The sequence below is a fragment of the Rhodococcus sp. PvP016 genome (genome assembly GCF_017832185.1).
In the GTDB taxonomy this organism is placed as follows: Bacteria; Actinomycetota; Actinomycetes; order Mycobacteriales; family Mycobacteriaceae; genus Rhodococcoides.
In genome coordinates this window covers 1,920,660-1,936,772 of the sequence record NZ_JAFIBH010000001.1, presented here as the reverse complement: position 1 = coordinate 1,936,772, position 16,113 = coordinate 1,920,660, and the positions used below count along the sequence as shown (strand labels likewise).

General features: G+C 68.3%; 14 protein-coding genes. 5 read left to right on the top strand and 9 right to left on the bottom strand.

Annotated features, from left to right (window positions below; all coding sequences use genetic code 11):
* Window positions 1-14 precede the first annotated feature (14 nt).
* The gene (locus JOE30_RS08985) at window positions 15-1,673 is read right to left on the bottom strand and encodes an FAD-binding dehydrogenase (protein WP_204866187.1); all 1,659 of its coding nucleotides are present in this window, start codon (window positions 1,671-1,673) and stop codon (window positions 15-17) included.
* Window positions 1,674-1,737: 64 nt separating this feature from the next.
* On the opposite strand from JOE30_RS08985, the gene JOE30_RS08980 reads away from it, so the two are divergent.
* Window positions 1,738-2,370, top strand: a complete 633-nt coding sequence (locus JOE30_RS08980; RefSeq protein WP_204866185.1) for a TetR/AcrR family transcriptional regulator — start codon at window positions 1,738-1,740, stop codon at window positions 2,368-2,370.
* Here JOE30_RS08980 and JOE30_RS08975 read toward each other — a convergent pair.
* Window positions 2,355-2,936, bottom strand: a complete 582-nt coding sequence (locus tag JOE30_RS08975) for a helix-turn-helix domain-containing protein (protein ID WP_204866183.1) — start codon at window positions 2,934-2,936, stop codon at window positions 2,355-2,357. The two genes, JOE30_RS08980 and JOE30_RS08975, sit on opposite strands and share 16 nt — an antisense overlap.
* Window positions 2,937-3,001: 65 nt before the next feature.
* Here JOE30_RS08975 and JOE30_RS08970 point away from each other — a divergent pair, with 65 nt between their 5' ends.
* The gene (locus JOE30_RS08970; protein WP_204866181.1) at window positions 3,002-4,594 is read left to right on the top strand and encodes an FAD-dependent oxidoreductase; all 1,593 of its coding nucleotides are present in this window, start codon (window positions 3,002-3,004) and stop codon (window positions 4,592-4,594) included.
* Between the two features lie 9 nt (window positions 4,595-4,603).
* The gene (locus JOE30_RS08965) at window positions 4,604-5,872 is read left to right on the top strand and encodes a VOC family protein (RefSeq protein WP_204866179.1); all 1,269 of its coding nucleotides are present in this window, start codon (window positions 4,604-4,606) and stop codon (window positions 5,870-5,872) included.
* On the opposite strand, the gene JOE30_RS08960 is transcribed toward JOE30_RS08965, so the two are convergent.
* The 3 genes from JOE30_RS08960 to JOE30_RS08950 all read right to left on the bottom strand — a co-directional run bounded on the left by JOE30_RS08960 (window position 5,852) and on the right by JOE30_RS08950 (window position 8,633).
* Window positions 5,852-6,589, bottom strand: a complete 738-nt coding sequence (locus JOE30_RS08960) for a DUF2334 domain-containing protein (RefSeq protein ID WP_204866177.1) — start codon at window positions 6,587-6,589, stop codon at window positions 5,852-5,854. The two genes, JOE30_RS08965 and JOE30_RS08960, sit on opposite strands and share 21 nt — an antisense overlap.
* Before the next feature lie 61 nt (window positions 6,590-6,650).
* Complete coding sequence (locus JOE30_RS08955; RefSeq protein WP_204866175.1) at window positions 6,651-7,151, bottom strand: glutathione peroxidase; 501 nt, start codon at window positions 7,149-7,151, stop codon at window positions 6,651-6,653.
* 96 nt (window positions 7,152-7,247) lie between these two features.
* The gene (locus tag JOE30_RS08950) at window positions 7,248-8,633 is read right to left on the bottom strand and encodes a cation:dicarboxylate symporter family transporter (protein WP_204866173.1); all 1,386 of its coding nucleotides are present in this window, start codon (window positions 8,631-8,633) and stop codon (window positions 7,248-7,250) included.
* Window positions 8,634-8,790: 157 nt separating this feature from the next.
* Here JOE30_RS08950 and JOE30_RS08945 point away from each other — a divergent pair, with 157 nt between their 5' ends.
* Both JOE30_RS08945 and JOE30_RS08940 read left to right on the top strand, forming a co-directional pair.
* The gene (locus tag JOE30_RS08945) at window positions 8,791-10,344 is read left to right on the top strand and encodes a sensor histidine kinase (RefSeq protein WP_307806111.1); all 1,554 of its coding nucleotides are present in this window, start codon (window positions 8,791-8,793) and stop codon (window positions 10,342-10,344) included.
* Entirely contained in the window at window positions 10,337-11,056 is a 720-nt protein-coding gene (locus JOE30_RS08940) for a response regulator (RefSeq protein WP_204866169.1), read from the top strand. Before JOE30_RS08945 ends, JOE30_RS08940 begins: the two co-directional genes overlap by 8 nt.
* 21 nt (window positions 11,057-11,077) lie before the next feature.
* On the opposite strand, the gene JOE30_RS08935 is transcribed toward JOE30_RS08940, so the two are convergent.
* From JOE30_RS08935 to JOE30_RS08920, 4 genes are read right to left on the bottom strand one after another with little or no spacing between them, the layout of a single operon-like run.
* On the bottom strand, window positions 11,078-12,046 hold the full coding sequence (locus tag JOE30_RS08935; RefSeq protein ID WP_204866168.1) for an ABC transporter substrate-binding protein: 969 nt from the start codon (window positions 12,044-12,046) through the stop codon (window positions 11,078-11,080).
* A 40-nt stretch (window positions 12,047-12,086) separates the two neighbouring features.
* Window positions 12,087-12,980 carry an alpha/beta hydrolase gene (locus JOE30_RS08930; protein WP_204866167.1) on the bottom strand — a complete coding sequence of 298 codons (894 nt, stop codon included), beginning with the start codon at window positions 12,978-12,980 and terminating at the stop codon, window positions 12,087-12,089.
* Window positions 12,981-13,029: 49 nt separating this feature from the next.
* Entirely contained in the window at window positions 13,030-15,195 is a 2,166-nt protein-coding gene (locus tag JOE30_RS08925; protein WP_204866166.1) for a S9 family peptidase, read from the bottom strand.
* 5 nt (window positions 15,196-15,200) lie between these two features.
* A complete protein-coding gene (locus JOE30_RS08920) occupies window positions 15,201-16,085 on the bottom strand; it encodes a phosphoribosylaminoimidazolesuccinocarboxamide synthase (RefSeq protein WP_204866165.1) in 885 nt (294 codons plus the stop codon).
* Between the last annotated feature and the right edge of the window lie 28 nt (window positions 16,086-16,113).

Here is a 16,113-nt window from a genome sequence, read left to right as displayed (position 1 = left end):
CTGGCCGCAGTGACCTAGCGCCGAAGGGCTCGTCCCGCGGCGCGTCCGGAGAAGATGCACCCGCCGAGGAACGTGCCTTCGAGCGAGCGGTACCCGTGCACGCCGCCGCCACCGAAGCCGGCGACCTCGCCGGCCGCGTAGAGCCCCGGGAACGGCGTGCCGTCGGCTCGGAGCACCCGGGAGTTCAGGTCGGTCTGCAACCCGCCCAGCGACTTCCGCGTCAGAAGGTGCAACTTGACGGCGATCAGCGGACCCGCTGCGGCACGCCCGGTCTCGTCCAGCAGCTTGTGCGGCACGGCGATGCGCGCCAGGCGATCGCCTCGGTAGTGGCGCGCCGCGTGGATCGACGAGACCGAGAGGTCCTTGCTGAAGTCGTTGTCCATCTCTCGATCTCGCGCGACGACCAGCTTCTCCACATCGGCGGCGTCGAGCGTGACGTCACCGATCTTGTTCATGCCGGCGACCAGTTCGGCCACCGTGTCGGCGACGACGAAGTCGACGCCCTTCTGCTTGAAGGCCTCGACGGGGCCGGGTGCGCCGGGACGGACTCGCTCGAGGAGCTTGCGCAGATCGCGACCGGTGAGATCCGGGTTCTGTTCCTGGCCGGAGAGTCCGAACTCCTTCTCGATGATCTTCTGATCGAGTAGGAACCACGTGTAGTCGTGTCCCGTCGACACGATGTGCTCGAGGGTGCCGAGCGTGTCGAATCCGGGGAACAGCGGCGCCGGCAACTGCTGACCCGACGCGTCGAGCCACAGCGACGACGGACCCGGCAGGATGCGGATGCCGTGGTTCGGCCACACGGAGTCCCAGTTGGTGATGCCCTCGGTGTAGTGCCACATGCGGTCCTCGTTGATGATGTTCCCGCCCGCGGCACGCGAGATCTCCAGCATCCGACCGTCCACGTGCGCCGGTACACCCGAGAGCATGTGAGAGGGGGTGCGGCCCATGCGCTTCGGCCAGTTCTTCTGCACCAGGTCCCAGTTGCCGCCGATGCCGCCGGAGGTCACCAGCACCGCACCGGCCCGGATCTCGAAGTCCCCCACCACGGTGCGGGAGGACGTCACGCCGCGGGCGACGTCGGTCGGCTCCAGGACGGCGCCGCGTACACCGGTCGCGACACCGTCGGTCACCACCACCTCGTCGACCCGGTGCCGGAAGGCGGGGATCACGCTGCCGCGGTCGATACCGTCCCGCACGATGCGTTCGAAGATCTCGACCAGTCCCGGCCCGGTGCCCCAGGTGAGATGAAATCGCGGCACGGAGTTGCCGTGTCCGGTGGGGCCGTAGCCTCCGCGTTCGGCCCACCCGACGACCGGGAAGATCTTCCAGCCGCGCTCGCGCAACCAAGAGCGCTTCTCCCCCGCCGCGAACGCGACGTAGGCCTCGGCCCACTGGCGCGGCCACGCGTCCTCGGGACGGTCGAACCCGGCTGATCCCATCCAGTCCTGCAGGGCGAGCTCGTACGAGTCCTTGACGCCGAGACGACGCTGCTCCGGGCTGTCCACCAGGAACAGCCCGCCGAAGGACCAGAACGCCTGTCCGCCGAGGTTCGCCTCGTTCTCCTGATCGAGCAGGATCACCCGCTTGCCCGCCTCGACCAGTTCCGCTGTCGCGACCAGTCCTGCGAGACCCGCACCGACCACGACGACATCGCACTCTCGTATCCCCATGGCCTCACCGTATACGGCGAACCACGTTTTCGATACCGTCGGTATCGAGCGGTACTCTTCCCGAGTGAGCAGCGCCGAACCGACCACCCGCCCCCCTCGCAGCGAGGTCCGCGAGCGGATCATCGCGTCCGCGATGACGGAGTTCGGTCGACGCGGGTACGCCGACGCCACGCTCGACGCCATCGCCGAGCAGGCCGGGTTCACCAAGGGCGCGGTCTATTCGAACTTCGGTTCCAAGGAGGGGCTGTTCTACGAGCTGATGGACCGGCAGGTGCTCGGTCGGGCGCGGATGTCGGTCGACCTCCTCGCCGAGCTCCCCTCCGACCTGCGGGATGCCCAGCGTGTGCTGAGTACCCGTCTCACGGAGGCGATCTCGACCAATCGCGACTGGCATCTGCTGTTCATGGACTACTGGTCGAGGGCCCTGCGCGATCCCGAGGTGGGTGCCCGCTTCGCCGAGCACCGGGCACAACTCCGTACGGCGGTCACCGACGCCGTCGTCAGCGTCGCCGAGAGCGCCGGCGCGACGCTGCACGTTCCTGCGGAGTGGGTCACGTTCGTCATCCTGGCGCTCAGCAACGGCCTGGCCGTCGAGGAACTCGCCCAGCCGGGCATCGTGCCTCCGCAACTGATGGGTGAGGTCGTCGGCCGCCTCCTGCACACCCCCCCACCACGGGGGCCTCAACGACCCGAATAGGTCGCCTTCACGTGCATCCGCTCGCCCTGCGGTCCAAAGATCCCCAGGTACTCGACGGGCCGACGGTCGGCGCTGCCGAACCAGTGCGGAAGGTGCGTGTCGAACTCGGCCACCTCGCCCGGGCCGAGCACTAAATCCTTGTCTCCCAGAATGAGTCGAAGCTTCCCGTTCAGCACATAGATCCAGTGGTATCCCTCGTGGGACCCCAATCGCGGGTTCTCCTCGTAGCGGCCTCCGGGGACTATCTGCTTGAACGCCTGCAACCCGCCGGCCCGGCGCGTCAGCGGAACGACGGTCACGCCGTTCGTCGTGACCGGCGTGAACTGCACACGCGGATCCCCCGTCTCCGGGGCGTCGACGATGTCGTCCAAGGGAACGTCGTACACCGTGGCCAACGGCAGCAGCAGCTCCAGGCTGGGCTTACGTTGTCCCGATTCGAGGCGGGAGAGTGTGCTCACCGGGATGCCCGTGCGTTCGGACACCGCCGCGAGGGTCACGTTCGCCGCGACGCGGAGAGCGCGCAGGCGCGGACCGATCGCACTGATCACTCCGTCGAAGTCGTCCATGCCCCATATTGCAGTTTCAGCAAATATGTTTGTCAAGTCCGCAGACTCGGGCGCACAGTGTCCGCATGACTTCACATCACCACGTCGACGCCGACGTCATCGTCCTCGGCGGCGGATCCGCCGGACTGTCCGCCGCACTCATGCTCGGCCGTGCCCGTCGTCGAGTTCTGGTTCTGGACAACGGAACTCCTCGCAACGCACCCGCCTCGCACATGCACGGCGTGCTGGGTCGGGACCACACCTCGCCACTCGACTACCTGAAGAACGGGCGCGCCGACCTCGAGCGCTACGACGTCACCGTCGTCGACGCCACGGTCACCGCACTCGGCGGTCACGTCGGGCACTTCACAGCGACCATTGCGGGCAGTCCGGAGGACGGTCGGTACGCGCACGACGGACGCACCTTCTCGGCGCGGCGCATCGTGGTGACGACCGGACTCACCGATCTGCTCCCGCCCGTCGAGGGTCTGGCGGAACGCTGGGGCCGGGACGTCGTGCAGTGCCCCTACTGCGACGGGTGGGAGATCCAGGATCGTCGCATCGGTGTCCTGAGCACCGGGCCGTTCAGCATCCATCACGCCTCGATGTGGCGGCAGTGGACAGAGAACCTGACCTTCTTCACCGACGGCGGATCTCTGGCGGACGAGGATCGCGAGAAGTTCACCGCGCGCGGCATCGAGATCGTCGAGAAGAAGGTCACCGCGGTGCTCACCGGGGAGGATCGTCTCCGTGCGGTCGGCCTGGCCGACGGGACCGAGGTCGCGGTCGACGCTCTCGCCGTGGGCCTTCGCTTCACCGCTCGCAGTGAACTTCTGGGGTCGCTCGGCCTCACCACCGTGGCGCACGCGACGGGCCTCGGCGACGTCGTCGAGGTCGACTCCTTCGGAGCCACCACCGTGGCGGGAGTGTGGGCGGCAGGCAACGTCACCGACCCGTCGGCCACGGTCATCGCCTCCACCGCGCAAGGAGCCCTCGCCGGAGCTCACGTCAACGCGAACCTCATCGCCGAGGAGTTCGACCGAGCGATCCAGGCAGGGCGCCCCCGGCCGACGCTGGACGGGCACTTCTGGGACGAGCTGTACCGGGAGTCGGACAAGCGCTGGAGCGGAAACCCCAACCCGACACTCGTCCAGTACGCGGAACACCTCTCCCCCGGGCGCGCCGTCGACGTCGGATCGGGTGAGGGCGCCGATGCGGTGTGGCTGGCCGAGCGCGGCTGGACCGTCACGGGCGTCGACATCTCCGAGGTCGCCGTCGAGCGAGCACGCGGAGTGCACGACGGTGTGGCGTGGCTGGCACAGGACCTGCTGACCGATCCGCTGCCGCCGCACTCCACGGATCTGCTGACGCTGCACTACTTCGGCATCCTGCGGTCCGGGCCCGCGGACGGGCTCGCGCGACTGGTCGACACCGTCGCGCCCGGCGGGACGCTGCTCATGGTCGGCCACACCCCGTCGCCGGGCCACCGATGGGCCGGCTTCGATCCGTCGGACTTCCACAGCCCGCACTCCGTCGCCGAGTCCCTCGACCCTGCCGAGTGGACGATCACGGTCGACGAGACACGTCCTCGCCTGGTGGACGCGGCACCCGGAACCCCGCACGTCTCCGACGACATCCTGGTGGCCGTCCGGGTGCCGGAACGGGTCGGACAGCGATAGCGTCGTCGCATGATCCCGGCGTCCGATCTCCGCGCTCGTTTCGCAGCCGCCCTGTCGGCGATGTACGGCCGTGAGGTCCCGGCCTACACGACGCTGGTGGAGGTGGCGACCGCGGTGAATGCGGACGTGGTGGCCCGCGAGGGTGCCGAGGCCGAGCGCCTCGGCACCCTCGACCGCGTCACGGCGGAACGGCACGGAGCCATCCGGGTGGGGACCGTCGCCGAGTTGCGGGACGTGGCACGACTGTTCGGCGGGTTCGGCATGCACCCCGTCGGCTTCTACGATCTGCGGGACGCCGCCACCCCGATACCCGTGGTGTCCACCGCATTCCGGCCCGTGGATCCGGTCGAGCTGGCCCGCAACCCGTTCCGGGTGTTCTGCTCCATGCTCGTCGTCGACGACCGCAGATTCTTCACCGCCGATCTCGAGCAGCGACTCTCGAACGCACTCGAGGCGCGCACGCTCGTCCCACCCGACCTGGTGCGCCTCGCGATCCGAGCCGCCGAGGACGGCGGGTTACCGGAACCAGAGGCCACCACGCTCGTGGACGGTGCCGTCGCCGTCTTCGAACTCGGCACGGAGCCGGTCGATCGCGCCTGGTACGACGAACTCGAGGCCGTGTCGTCGGTGGCCGCGGACATCGGCGGGGTGTCGTCGACGCACATCAACCACCTGACGCCGCGCGTGCTCGACATCGACGACCTGTACCGCCGCATGGCCGAGCGCGGTATCGAGATGATCGACCGCATCCAGGGACCCCCTCGGTGGGCCGGACCGCCGGTGCTGTTGCGCCAGACGTCGTTCCGAGCTCTCGCCGAACCTCGACTCTGTCGCGACGCGTCCGGCGCCACGTTCTCCGATCGGCTCCGCGTGCGCTTCGGTGAGGTGGAGGCACGAGGCGTCGCCCTCACCCGCCGCGGCCGGGAGGTGTACGACACCGCGATGGCGCGGGTGGACGGCCTCTCCGACGAGGCCGCTGCGAGGGAATGGGCGCAGCACTTCCCCGGCACCGATCAGGAGATGGCGGAGCGCGGACTGGCCTACTACCTTCGCACGCCGGACGGGCTCGAACCCGTTGTCTACGAGGACTTCCTACCCGCGTCCGCCGCGGGAATCTTCCGGTCGAACCTCACCTCGGACGGAGCCGTCGACACCGATGCCGAGGGAACGAGCTGGTCGGCGGAGGCCCTGTCCGACGCGATCGGGATGCCGATCGCAGATCCCTACGACCTGTACGACGCGCAGGTCGCGGCCGGGTCAGGCGACGGCGGTGCGTGAGCGCGGAACCCACTCGTAGCGCGCCGACGTCGCACCGTGGAATCGCGCCAGGTCCACCGCATCGAGCATGGCGGCGCGGGGACCCGGGCGGCCGAGCTGCTTGGCGCTCACCGAGAGACGCACCACACCGCCGCGGCGAGCCGTGCGGCCGGCGCCCATGACGAGTGCGCGGCACCACCACGGTTCCGTGGACCCGGGCTCCCAGACGTAGCCACCTGATCCGGTGCCGAAGCCCTCACCGATACCGTGCACCCGCCCACGCACCGTGGTGCCCCGCTCCAGATCCTGGACACCGACGAGCCCGGCGAAGACGCGGAAACCCACCGTGGGAAGCGCGGACACCGCACCCGGTGAGGCGACCCAGCGGGGCGGCGCGAACACACGGGTGCGCATGCCGATCTCCTCCATGACCCGGTCGGCGGCACGCAACCGCAGCTGCGCCTCGTGAGCGGGGAGTGTCGCGAACTCGGCCCGACGCCGCTTGGTGGCCGCCTGGTCGTATCCGTGCAGGACCAGTGCGTCTCCGTGATCGCGGCGCATGCGCAGCCAGTCCTGCGTCTCGGTGTCGCGCGTGAGGCGGTACTTGTCCTTCAACCGCGGTGCCACGAGAAGTGACAGCTCGATGTCGCGGCGGTCCATCTCCGCGGCGAACTCGGCGGCGGCGTCGCGGGTCTCGTCGCGGATACCGGACACGGACACGATCAGACGTGCACTCATGAAGAAACCGTCGCACACCGAGGTGTACGACGGTCTCGTCCCGCGTGAACGCCGGGCGACGTCAGAGAGTCGGAACGGGCAGCACCTTGTCGATGGCTGCGAGCACCTCGGGGGCGTCCGGTTCGGTGCGGGGACGGAAGCGACCCACGACCTCACCGTCCGGCGAGACGAGGAACTTCTCGAAGTTCCACTGCACGTCCCCCGCGTTCCCCTCGGAGTCCGCGGTCTGCGTCAGGATCTCGTAGAGCGGGTGCCGGTTCTCGCCGTTGACGTCGACCTTCTCCGTCAGAGGGAAGGTGACGTCGTACGTCGTCGAGCAGAACGTCTCGATCTCCTCGGCCGAGCCGGGCTCCTGGCCACCGAACTGGTTGCAAGGAACGCCGACGACCGAGAGTCCGCGGTCCGCGTATTCGCGGGCCAGCTTCTCGAGTGTCGTGTACTGCGGGGTCAGGCCACACTTCGAGGCGACGTTGACCACGAGCACGGCACGGCCGCTGTACTCCTCGAGCGAGGTGGGAGCGCCGCCGAGAGTGCTGATGCCGACGTTCTGCAGTTCTGTCATGGGCTCACAGTACCGGCCGGTAACCCGTGAGCACGAGAGCGGGCGCACCCTCCCCTGTGTGGAGGATGCGCCCGCTCTCGGTCGATACGTGCGGTGCTAGTTCTTCACGAGGTCAGGCTTGGCCTCCGGATCGCGGGCCTCTCCGTGACCGTCGTCCACCATCGTGGTCTCGTCGAACGGGAGCTTGCCGCCGAGGACGTCCTTGACGCGCTCGTTGTCGATGGTCTTCGTCCAGGTGCCGACCAGCATCGTGGCGACGGCGTTGCCCGAGAAGTTGGTGACGGCGCGAGCCTCGGACATGAACCGATCGATGCCGACGATGAGGCCGATGCCGTCGAGGAGCTCGGGGCGGTGGCTCTGCAGACCACCGGCAAGCGTGGCCAGTCCGGCGCCGGAGACACCGGCCGCACCCTTGCTGGCGATGATCATGAACAGCAGCAGCGAGACCTGCTCCCCGATGCCGAGCGGGTTGCCCATGGCGTCGGCGATGAAGATCGAGGCCATCGTCAGGTAGATCGCGGTGCCGTCGAGGTTGAACGAGTAGCCGGTGGGGACGACGACGCCGACCGTGGTGCGCTGCACTCCGACGTGCTCCATCTTGGCGATGAGGCGCGGCAGCGCCGACTCGGAGGACGAGGTGGCGACGATGAGCAGGTACTCACGGGCCAGGTACTTGACCAGCTTGAAGATCGAGACGCCGGACACGAAACGCAGGATCGTGCCGAGGATGCCGAAGACGAAGATGGTGCAGGTCAGGTAGAAGGCGAGCATGAGGGTGGCCAGCTGGACCACGGCCTCGAAGCCGGTGTCACCGACGACCTTGGCGATGGCGCCGAAGGCACCGATCGGGGCGAGCCACAGGATGCCGGCCAGGATGCGGAAGACGAGCTTCTGGATCGAGCCGATGCCGCGGAGGATGCCCTCACCCTGCTTGCCCATGGCCTGCAGGCCGAAGCCGACGAGCAGTGCGACGAAGAGGGTCTGCAGCACGCTGCCCTCGGTGAGCGACGACAGCAGCGACGTCGGGATGATGCCCTGGAAGAACTCGAGGGTCCCGCCGGCCTCTGCGGCTGTTCCGGCGAGCTCCGCACCGGCTTCCGGATCCGCCTGGATGTTCAGGCCCGAACCGGGCTGGATCAGGTTGCCGACGATCATGCCGATGGCGAGGGCGAAGGTCGACATCGCGATGAAGTAGCCGAGGGCGAGGCCGCCGACCTTGCCGACGCTGGCCGCGGCCTTGACCGACCCGATGCCCAGCACGATGGTGCAGAAGATGACCGGGCTGATCATCATCTTGATGAGGGACACGAACATCGTTCCGAGGACTCCGAACTCGGACGCGAGGTCGGGAGCCGCCAGTCCGAGGACCACACCACCGATCACGGCGACGATGACGGCGCTGTAGAGCCAGTGGGTCTTGTCCCGCTTCTTCTTGGGCGGCGGGGTCGCGTCGTACGGTACGGCGTCGGTGCTGGCGGTCATGGTTGTCCTTACGATCGTGGCGTGAGGTGGATCACGCTTGTCTGAATGGAATGGTGGTCCATGAGCGTGACCCGAGTCACCAATGAGTTCATTTCGTTCATGTGTACAGCGGTCACGCGCACGTCGTGAGCAGAACCGCCGAACCCGGAGGAACCCCGTGAGCAGCACGAACACCCGGCGACGCCGCAGCGTGGCGCGGCAGCTCCTCGTCGGCCAGCTCGCGGTCGTGGTACTCCTCGTGACGCTCGGCGGCGCTCTCGCTCTCGTCGACGCCCGCCGCGACAGCGACGAGAGCATCCGCCGGGAGGTCGTCGACATCGCCGTCTCGATCGCGACGGCCCCGTCCACGGTGACCGCACTAGCGAGTGCGGACCCCACGGCCGCGCTGCAACCGGTGACCGAGCGCGTGCGCATCGCGACGGGGATGGATTTCATCGTCGTCATGTCGCCCGACCGCACGCGCTTCACCCACACCACCACCGAGCTGATCGGTGGGCAGTTCACGGGCACGATCGACCGGGCGCTCGCCGGCGAGACGTTCACCGAGACGTACCGAGGATCTCTGGGGCCGTCGATCCGTGCTGTGACTCCGGTGCTCGACGACGGCCGCGTCGTGGGGCTCGTCTCCGCCGGTGTCACCCGCCAGAAGATCTCCGATCAATTCGTGGCCGGGCTCCCGGCCGTCCTCGGCATCATCGCGGCGGCACTCGGCGTGGCACTCGCCGCGTCCTATCTGCTCAATCGGCGGCTCAGTCGTCAGACCCTCGGGCTCGCGCCCGACGAGTTGCGCAGCATGTACGAGCACCATGACGCCGTCCTGCACTCCATCGGCGAGGGGCTGGTGGTGTGGGGCGGCGACTCGGAGGCAGAGCTGGTCAACGACGAGGCGCGGCGGCTGCTCGATCTGCCCGAGGGACCCGTGACGCGCGAGCGCCTTCCGGAATCCCTGCGCGGACTGGGCGACACCGCCGTTCGCGACGAGATGCACCTCACCGCGACGCGTGTCCTCGTGGTGACCCAGGACCCCGTCCTGCACGGGTCCCGCCGGCTCGGCACGGTGACCGTGCTGCGTGATCACACCGAATTGCAGCGTGTCATGGGCGAACTCGACTCGATGACGTCCTTCGCCGAGTCGCTGCGCTCGCAGGCGCACGAGTCGGCGAACCGTCTCCACACCGTCATCACGATGGTCGAACTCGGCCGCACCGAGCAGGCGGTCGAATTCGCCACCCAGGAACTCGAACTGTCGCAGAACCTCATCGATCGGCTCATGAGCACGGTGCAGGAACCCGCGGTCGCGGCGCTGTTGCTGGGCAAGGTGAGCCAGGCGGCCGAGCAGGGCGTCGAGCTCACGGTCACCGAGGACACCGCCCTCACCGACACCGAGTCCTTCGACCGACGCGAATTGGTCACTCTCGCCGGAAATTTGATAGACAATGCGATCGATGCAGCGAAGCAGTCGGACGAGCCGTGGGTGGAGGTGACCGTGCGCGAGAGCGAGACGGACCTCGTGATCCAGGTGGCGGACAGTGGACCGGGAATGGACGCGGACGCCCTGGCGAGAGCACGGACCCGCGGCTTTTCCACCAAGTCCGGCTCGCGGGGCCTCGGTCTCGCGTTGGTCACCCAGGTGGTCGAACGCCATCACGGGACCTTGACGTCGGAGACGACCTACGGATCTGTCGTCACCGCGAGCATCCCGCATGAGTAAGGCACCCGGTCCCGACGACACCACCATCCGCGTGCTGATCGTCGAGGACGAACCCCTGATCGCGGAGGCCCATTCGAGCTACGTCGGCCGTGTCCCCGGCTTCACCGTGGGCGCGATGGTGCACACCGCGTCGGGCGCCATGCGCGCGGCGTCCAAGGCCATCGCCGACGGGTCGCCGTTCGATCTGGTCCTGCTCGACATCGGGCTGCCGGACGCCAACGGCATCGACGTCGCCGCCGCACTCGGTGGACTGCGCCCCGGACCCGACGTCATCGCCATCACCTCCGAGCGTGACCTCGCCGTAGTGCGGAACGCCGTCGCGCACGGGGTGGTGCTGTACCTGCTCAAGCCCTTCACCTTCGCGGCGTTCCGGGACAAGCTGGAACGGTACGGCGAGTTCCGCAGTGCCCTGCGCGACGGCGAGTCGGCGGTGAGTCAGCGCGACATCGACCGCGCCATGGCGTCTCTGCGTACCGCGGACGAGCGCGCCGCCTCCCCCAAGGGCATTGCTCCGGCGACGCTCACCGAGATCTCGAACAGCGTGCGGGCACAGCCGGAGGGACTTGGGGCCTCCGAGGCAGCCAAGGCCGTCGGCGTCTCCCGGGTGACGGCGTGGCGCTATCTCGAACGGCTCGCCGACGACGGGCTCGTCGAGCGGCACACCGAGTACGGCAGGGCCGGACGGCCCCAGGTGCGGTACCGCTGGCGATGACCGCCTGACGACTGGCTGCGGTCAGAATGTCGGGACGATGGTCTCGACCGCCCACGCGAGGCCGAGCGGGGACGGGAACGCGATCGACTGCGCCTCGGTGGGAGCGAGCGGCACGTAGTCGCCCCGTTGCACCGCGGACAGAGCCGAGACGCCGGGAAGTGCCCGGAACTCGTCGAGAGCGGCCGGCGGACCCGTGGCGATGACGAGGTCAGCGTCGTTGTTCGACAGGTCCTCGTAAGTGATCTCCGCCCGTCCCGGAATGGAGCTGGTCGGCAAGGTCGTCGCGTGATCGGTGGGCCGCATCCCGAGGGCGTCGAGGAACTGTGCACCGGCGTCGTCGATCGAGTTCACGACGTACACACTGCCGTCGGCCGGACCGACGAAGAACGTGAACGTGCGGCCCGCGAAACCGGGATTCGCCTCGGCCACACCGGCTATCGTCGATTCGGTCTCCTCGATCACGCGCTCGCCGTCGTCGTCGCGACCGAGCGCGCCCGCGATGGTCCGCGTGGCCTCCTGCCACGTCTCCGCCGACGGTGTGCTCGCGTAGTGCACGACGGGTGCGAGTGCGGACAACTGGTCGTAGCGGGTGTCGAGTCCGAACGCCTTGGTGCCCACGATCAGATCCGGTTCGTAGGACAGCACGTCCTCGACCGACAGATCGGCGTTGGCGCCCTGCAGGAAAGCGGGAGCGTCCTTCCCCGCTATCGCTGCCTCGGTCCACGGCTGGAATCCCGACTCGGCCGTCGCGCGGGCGGTCGCCACGGGAGTCACCCCCAAGGACAGCAGGATGTCCGCGTCGGTCCACGACAACGCGACGACGCGTGTCGGTTCGCTCTCGACGACAGCGGATCCGAGTGCCCCGTCGACGGTGATCGGAAAGGACGACGCATCGTCCACGGCCTGCGACGGCGCCGTCCCGGTGGGCTCGCTCGACGAACATCCCGCGAGCGCGACGGCGACGATCAGGGCGACGAGAATTCTTCGCATACCGGACGATCTTAAGGTCCGGTAGTTCCCCGCGGGGGTGCTACGTCAGCGGGACCGTGCGCTCCAGGAACGCGATCTGATCGGCCACCACGTGCTCGAACGGGTCGCCGACATAGATCTCGAAGTGGCCGTACGGGTACACCTCGATCTGTCCGCGAGGCGCCTTCGCCGTATGGCGCAGGGTCGCCTTCGTCGGTGCGACAGTGTCCGGATCGCACACGCAGAACAGCACCGGCGCGGTGATCCTCTTCGCCGCCCGGCCGGGAAAGTACCGGGTGATGGCGAGCGCGAACCGGGCCGCCACCTCGTTGGAGAAGGCGGAACCGGGCGGCTGCAGACCGAGGTACCCGTCGAGCGCGTCGGTGCTGGCCATCAGTGCGACACCACGGTGTTCCGCCGCGAGCGGCACCATCACGGGGGGCTTGCCCCGAAGCGATCCGACGATGTCACGGACGGCGAGCGGGGTGATTCTGAGCGTGGTGATCAGCGGCGTGGCCAGGGCCGACGCGAGCCCGTCGGTGAACGGGCACTGGGAGATCACCGCGGCGACCCGGCCGTCCCGAGCTGCGGCCTCGAGTACGTGGCCACCACCGAACGAGGACCCCCACAACACCACTCGGGTCGGGTCGACCCCGTCGATCGTGCGGGCGTGCGCGACGGCCGACGCCCAGTCCTCGAGTTGGAGCCCGATGTCGAGGAGCTGCCGTGGCTCGCCGCCACTGGCGCCGAAGTGGCGGTAGTCGAACACCAGGCACGCGTAGCCGGCAGCGGTGAACCGCTCGGCGTACGCGTCCAGCCGCATCTCGCGGACACCGCCGAGACCGTGGGCCAGGACGACGATCGGCTGACGCTCACTCGGTGTGTCCGGGCGGTAGAGCCACGCCGCACAGGTGGCGTCCCCCGACACGAACTCGACATCACGACGTTCACTCATTGCGGCCCCCGACCGTCATTCGCTGCAGTCCACCCCCCGGCGAACGCCGTCAGCTTGCCGTATCGCGGCCACCCGTGGCAATCGCACCCGTGCGTTCGATCACCCACGCGTACTCGAAGGCGATCTCCTTCCACTTCTCGTATCGCCCGCTGACCCCGCCGTGCCCGGCGCTCATCTCGGTCTTCAGCAGAATCGGCTCGCTGCCGGTGTTCTTCACCCGCAGGGCGGCGATCCACTTCGCGGGTTCGACGTAGAGCACGCGCGTGTCGTTGATCGAGGTGATCGCCAGGACGGCCGGGTAGTCCTTCTCCGCCACGTTCTCGTACGGGCTGTACGACTTCATGTAGTCGTAGACAGCCTTGTCCTCCAGCGGGTTTCCCCACTCGTCCCACTCGATCACCGTGAGCGGCAGCGACGGGTCGAGAATGGACGTGAGCGGATCCACGAACGGCACGTTGGCGAGGATGCCCGCGAACAGTTCTGGTGCGAGGTTGGCCACCGCTCCCATGAGCAGGCCGCCCGCGCTGCCGCCGTCGGCCACCAGACGATCGGGAGCCGTCACCCCGGTGTCGATCAGATGCCGTGCGCACGAGACGAAGTCGGTGAACGTGTTCTTCTTGTGCAGCATCTTGCCGTCCTCGTACCAGAGGCGACCCATCTCCCCGCCGCCGCGCACGTGCGCGATGACGAACACGATGCCCCGATCGAGCAGGGACAACCTCGACACCGAGAAGCCCGGATCCATGCTCGCCTCGTACGAGCCGTACCCGTACAGCAGCGTCGGCGCGCCGCCCTCGGACACCTCGACGTCGGCGCGCTTGATCACCGAGAGCGGCACCCGCGTGCCGTCCTCCGCCGTGGCCCACTCCCTGCTCTGGGTGTACCGCGCCGGGTCGAAGTCGCCGAGCACCGGCTGCGACTTGCGCAGGATGCGCTCGCCGGAGGCCAGGTCGTAGTCGTAGACGCGCGAGGGCGTGATGAACGAGGTGTAGCCGAAACGCAGCAGCGGTGCGTCCCACTCCGGATTCGAGCCGAGACCCACCGAGAACAGTTCCTCGTCGAACTCGAGCTCGTGACGCTCGCCGTAGCCGCTGTCGAGCAGTGGCCACAAGGCCATGCGCGGCACGGCTTCCCGGCGGTACGACAGGACCAGGTGGTGCGCGAACGCATCGACGTCCTCGAGACGCACGTCGTCGGCGTGCTCCAGGAGAATCGTCATGTCCGACGGGTCCTCCACCGGCGCGTCGGCCAGGACGAAGTTCTCCGCCTTCACTCCGTCGACGACGTCGTTGTGCAGGATCAGGAACCGGTCCCGGCCGGCGACCACGGCGTGCTCAGCGCTGTACTCGACGCCGTCCCTGCGCGGCAGGATCACGTGGAACTCGCCCGTCGGATCCTGCGCGTCGAGGTACCAGCCCTCGGTGGTGACCTTCGACCCCACCCAGATCACGAGGTACTTCTCGCTGCGCGTGGATCCGAAACTGACCCAGTAGGACTCGTCCGGTTCGTGGAAGACCACGACGTCCTCGGACGTGGGCGACCCGATCCGGTGTCGCCACACCTTGTCGGGACGCCAGGAGTCGTCCACGGTCTGATAGAAGAGATACTGCTGATCGGCGGACCAGGTCGCTCCGGGAGCGGTCTGCTCGATCTCGTCCGGGAACAGCTCCCCGGTACGAAGGTCCTTGATGCGCAGCGTGTACCGCTCGTCGCCGGCCGTGTCGACCGAGTACGCGAGCAGGTGTCCGTCGTCGCTCAGCGAGAAGGCACCGAGCGAGAAGAAGTCGTGTCCCTCGGCCAGCACGTTGGCGTCGAGGACGATCTCCTCACCGGGGACCTCGACACCTGGTTCGAGCGCGGGCGGTGTCCAGTCGTCCACCGAGGCGACCGGGCAGCGGCACTGCATGCCGTAACTCTTGCCCTCGAGCGTGCGCCCGTAGTACCACCAGAGTCCGCGGCGCGTGGGCACCGACAGATCGGTCTCCTGTGTGCGCGACTTGATCTCGTCGAAGATCGCCGTGCGCAGCGGCTCGAGGTGGGCCGTCTGCGCCTCGGTGTACGCGTTCTCCGCCTCGAGGTACGCGACGACCTCGGGATCCGACTTCTCCCGCAACCACTCGTACGGGTCGACGACGACGTCGCCGTGGTGAGTGCGCGTGTGCGGAACGGTCTTGGCGATCGGCGGTGTCGTCTGCTGTGCGTCGTGCGTCTGCATGTCGGTCACGGTCGTACCCAATCGTCGAAGGAGAGGCCCGAGAGTCGTTCGTACGCCTCGACGTACCGCGACCGGGTGCGGTCGGCGATGTCGTCGGGCAGCGGCGGGGGCGGTGCATCGCCGTGGCGGTCCCATCCGGACTCACCGGTCAGCCAGTCCCGGACGAACTGCTTGTCGAAACTCGGCTGCGCCTGCCCCTCGGTGTAGCCGTCGAGCGGCCAGTACCGGGACGAATCGGGAGTCAGCACCTCGTCGGCGAGGACCACCTCGCCGTCGTCGTCGATACCGAACTCGAACTTGGTGTCGGCGAGGATGATTCCGCGTCCGGCGGCGAACTCCGCAGCGCGCGCGTAGGTGTCGAGCGTCGCCGAGCGCAGCTTGTCCGCCGTGTCGGCTCCGACCAGGGCGACCACTGAATCGAAGTCGATGTTCTCGTCGTGATCGCCGATCGCCGCCTTGCTGGCGGGGGTGAAGATCGGCTCCGGGAGCTTGCTCGCCTCGGTGAGACCGTCCGGGAGCGGAACGCCGCACACCGCGCCCGTCTCCCGATAGTCGAGCAGCCCGGATCCGGTCAGGTAGCCACGGGCGACACACTCGACCGGCGCCATACGCAGCGCACGCACCACCAGCGCGCGGCCGAGCACCTCCTGCGGGATCCGCGGGTCCTTCGCGTCTCCGGCGAGGTGATCGCGCACGCCGAGGGTCTCGAAGAAGAAGACGCTCATCGCGGTGAGCACGCGACCCTTGTCCGGAATGGGCGTCGACAGCACGTGGTCGTACGCGGAGATGCGGTCGCTCGCCACCAGGAGCAGATGGTCGTCGTCGATGCGATACAGGTCGCGGACCTTGCCGGCCGCCAGATGGGGATACTGCGAGAGAGAGGGGCGCACGACGTTCGAGCGTAGTCGTGCCGCGCAT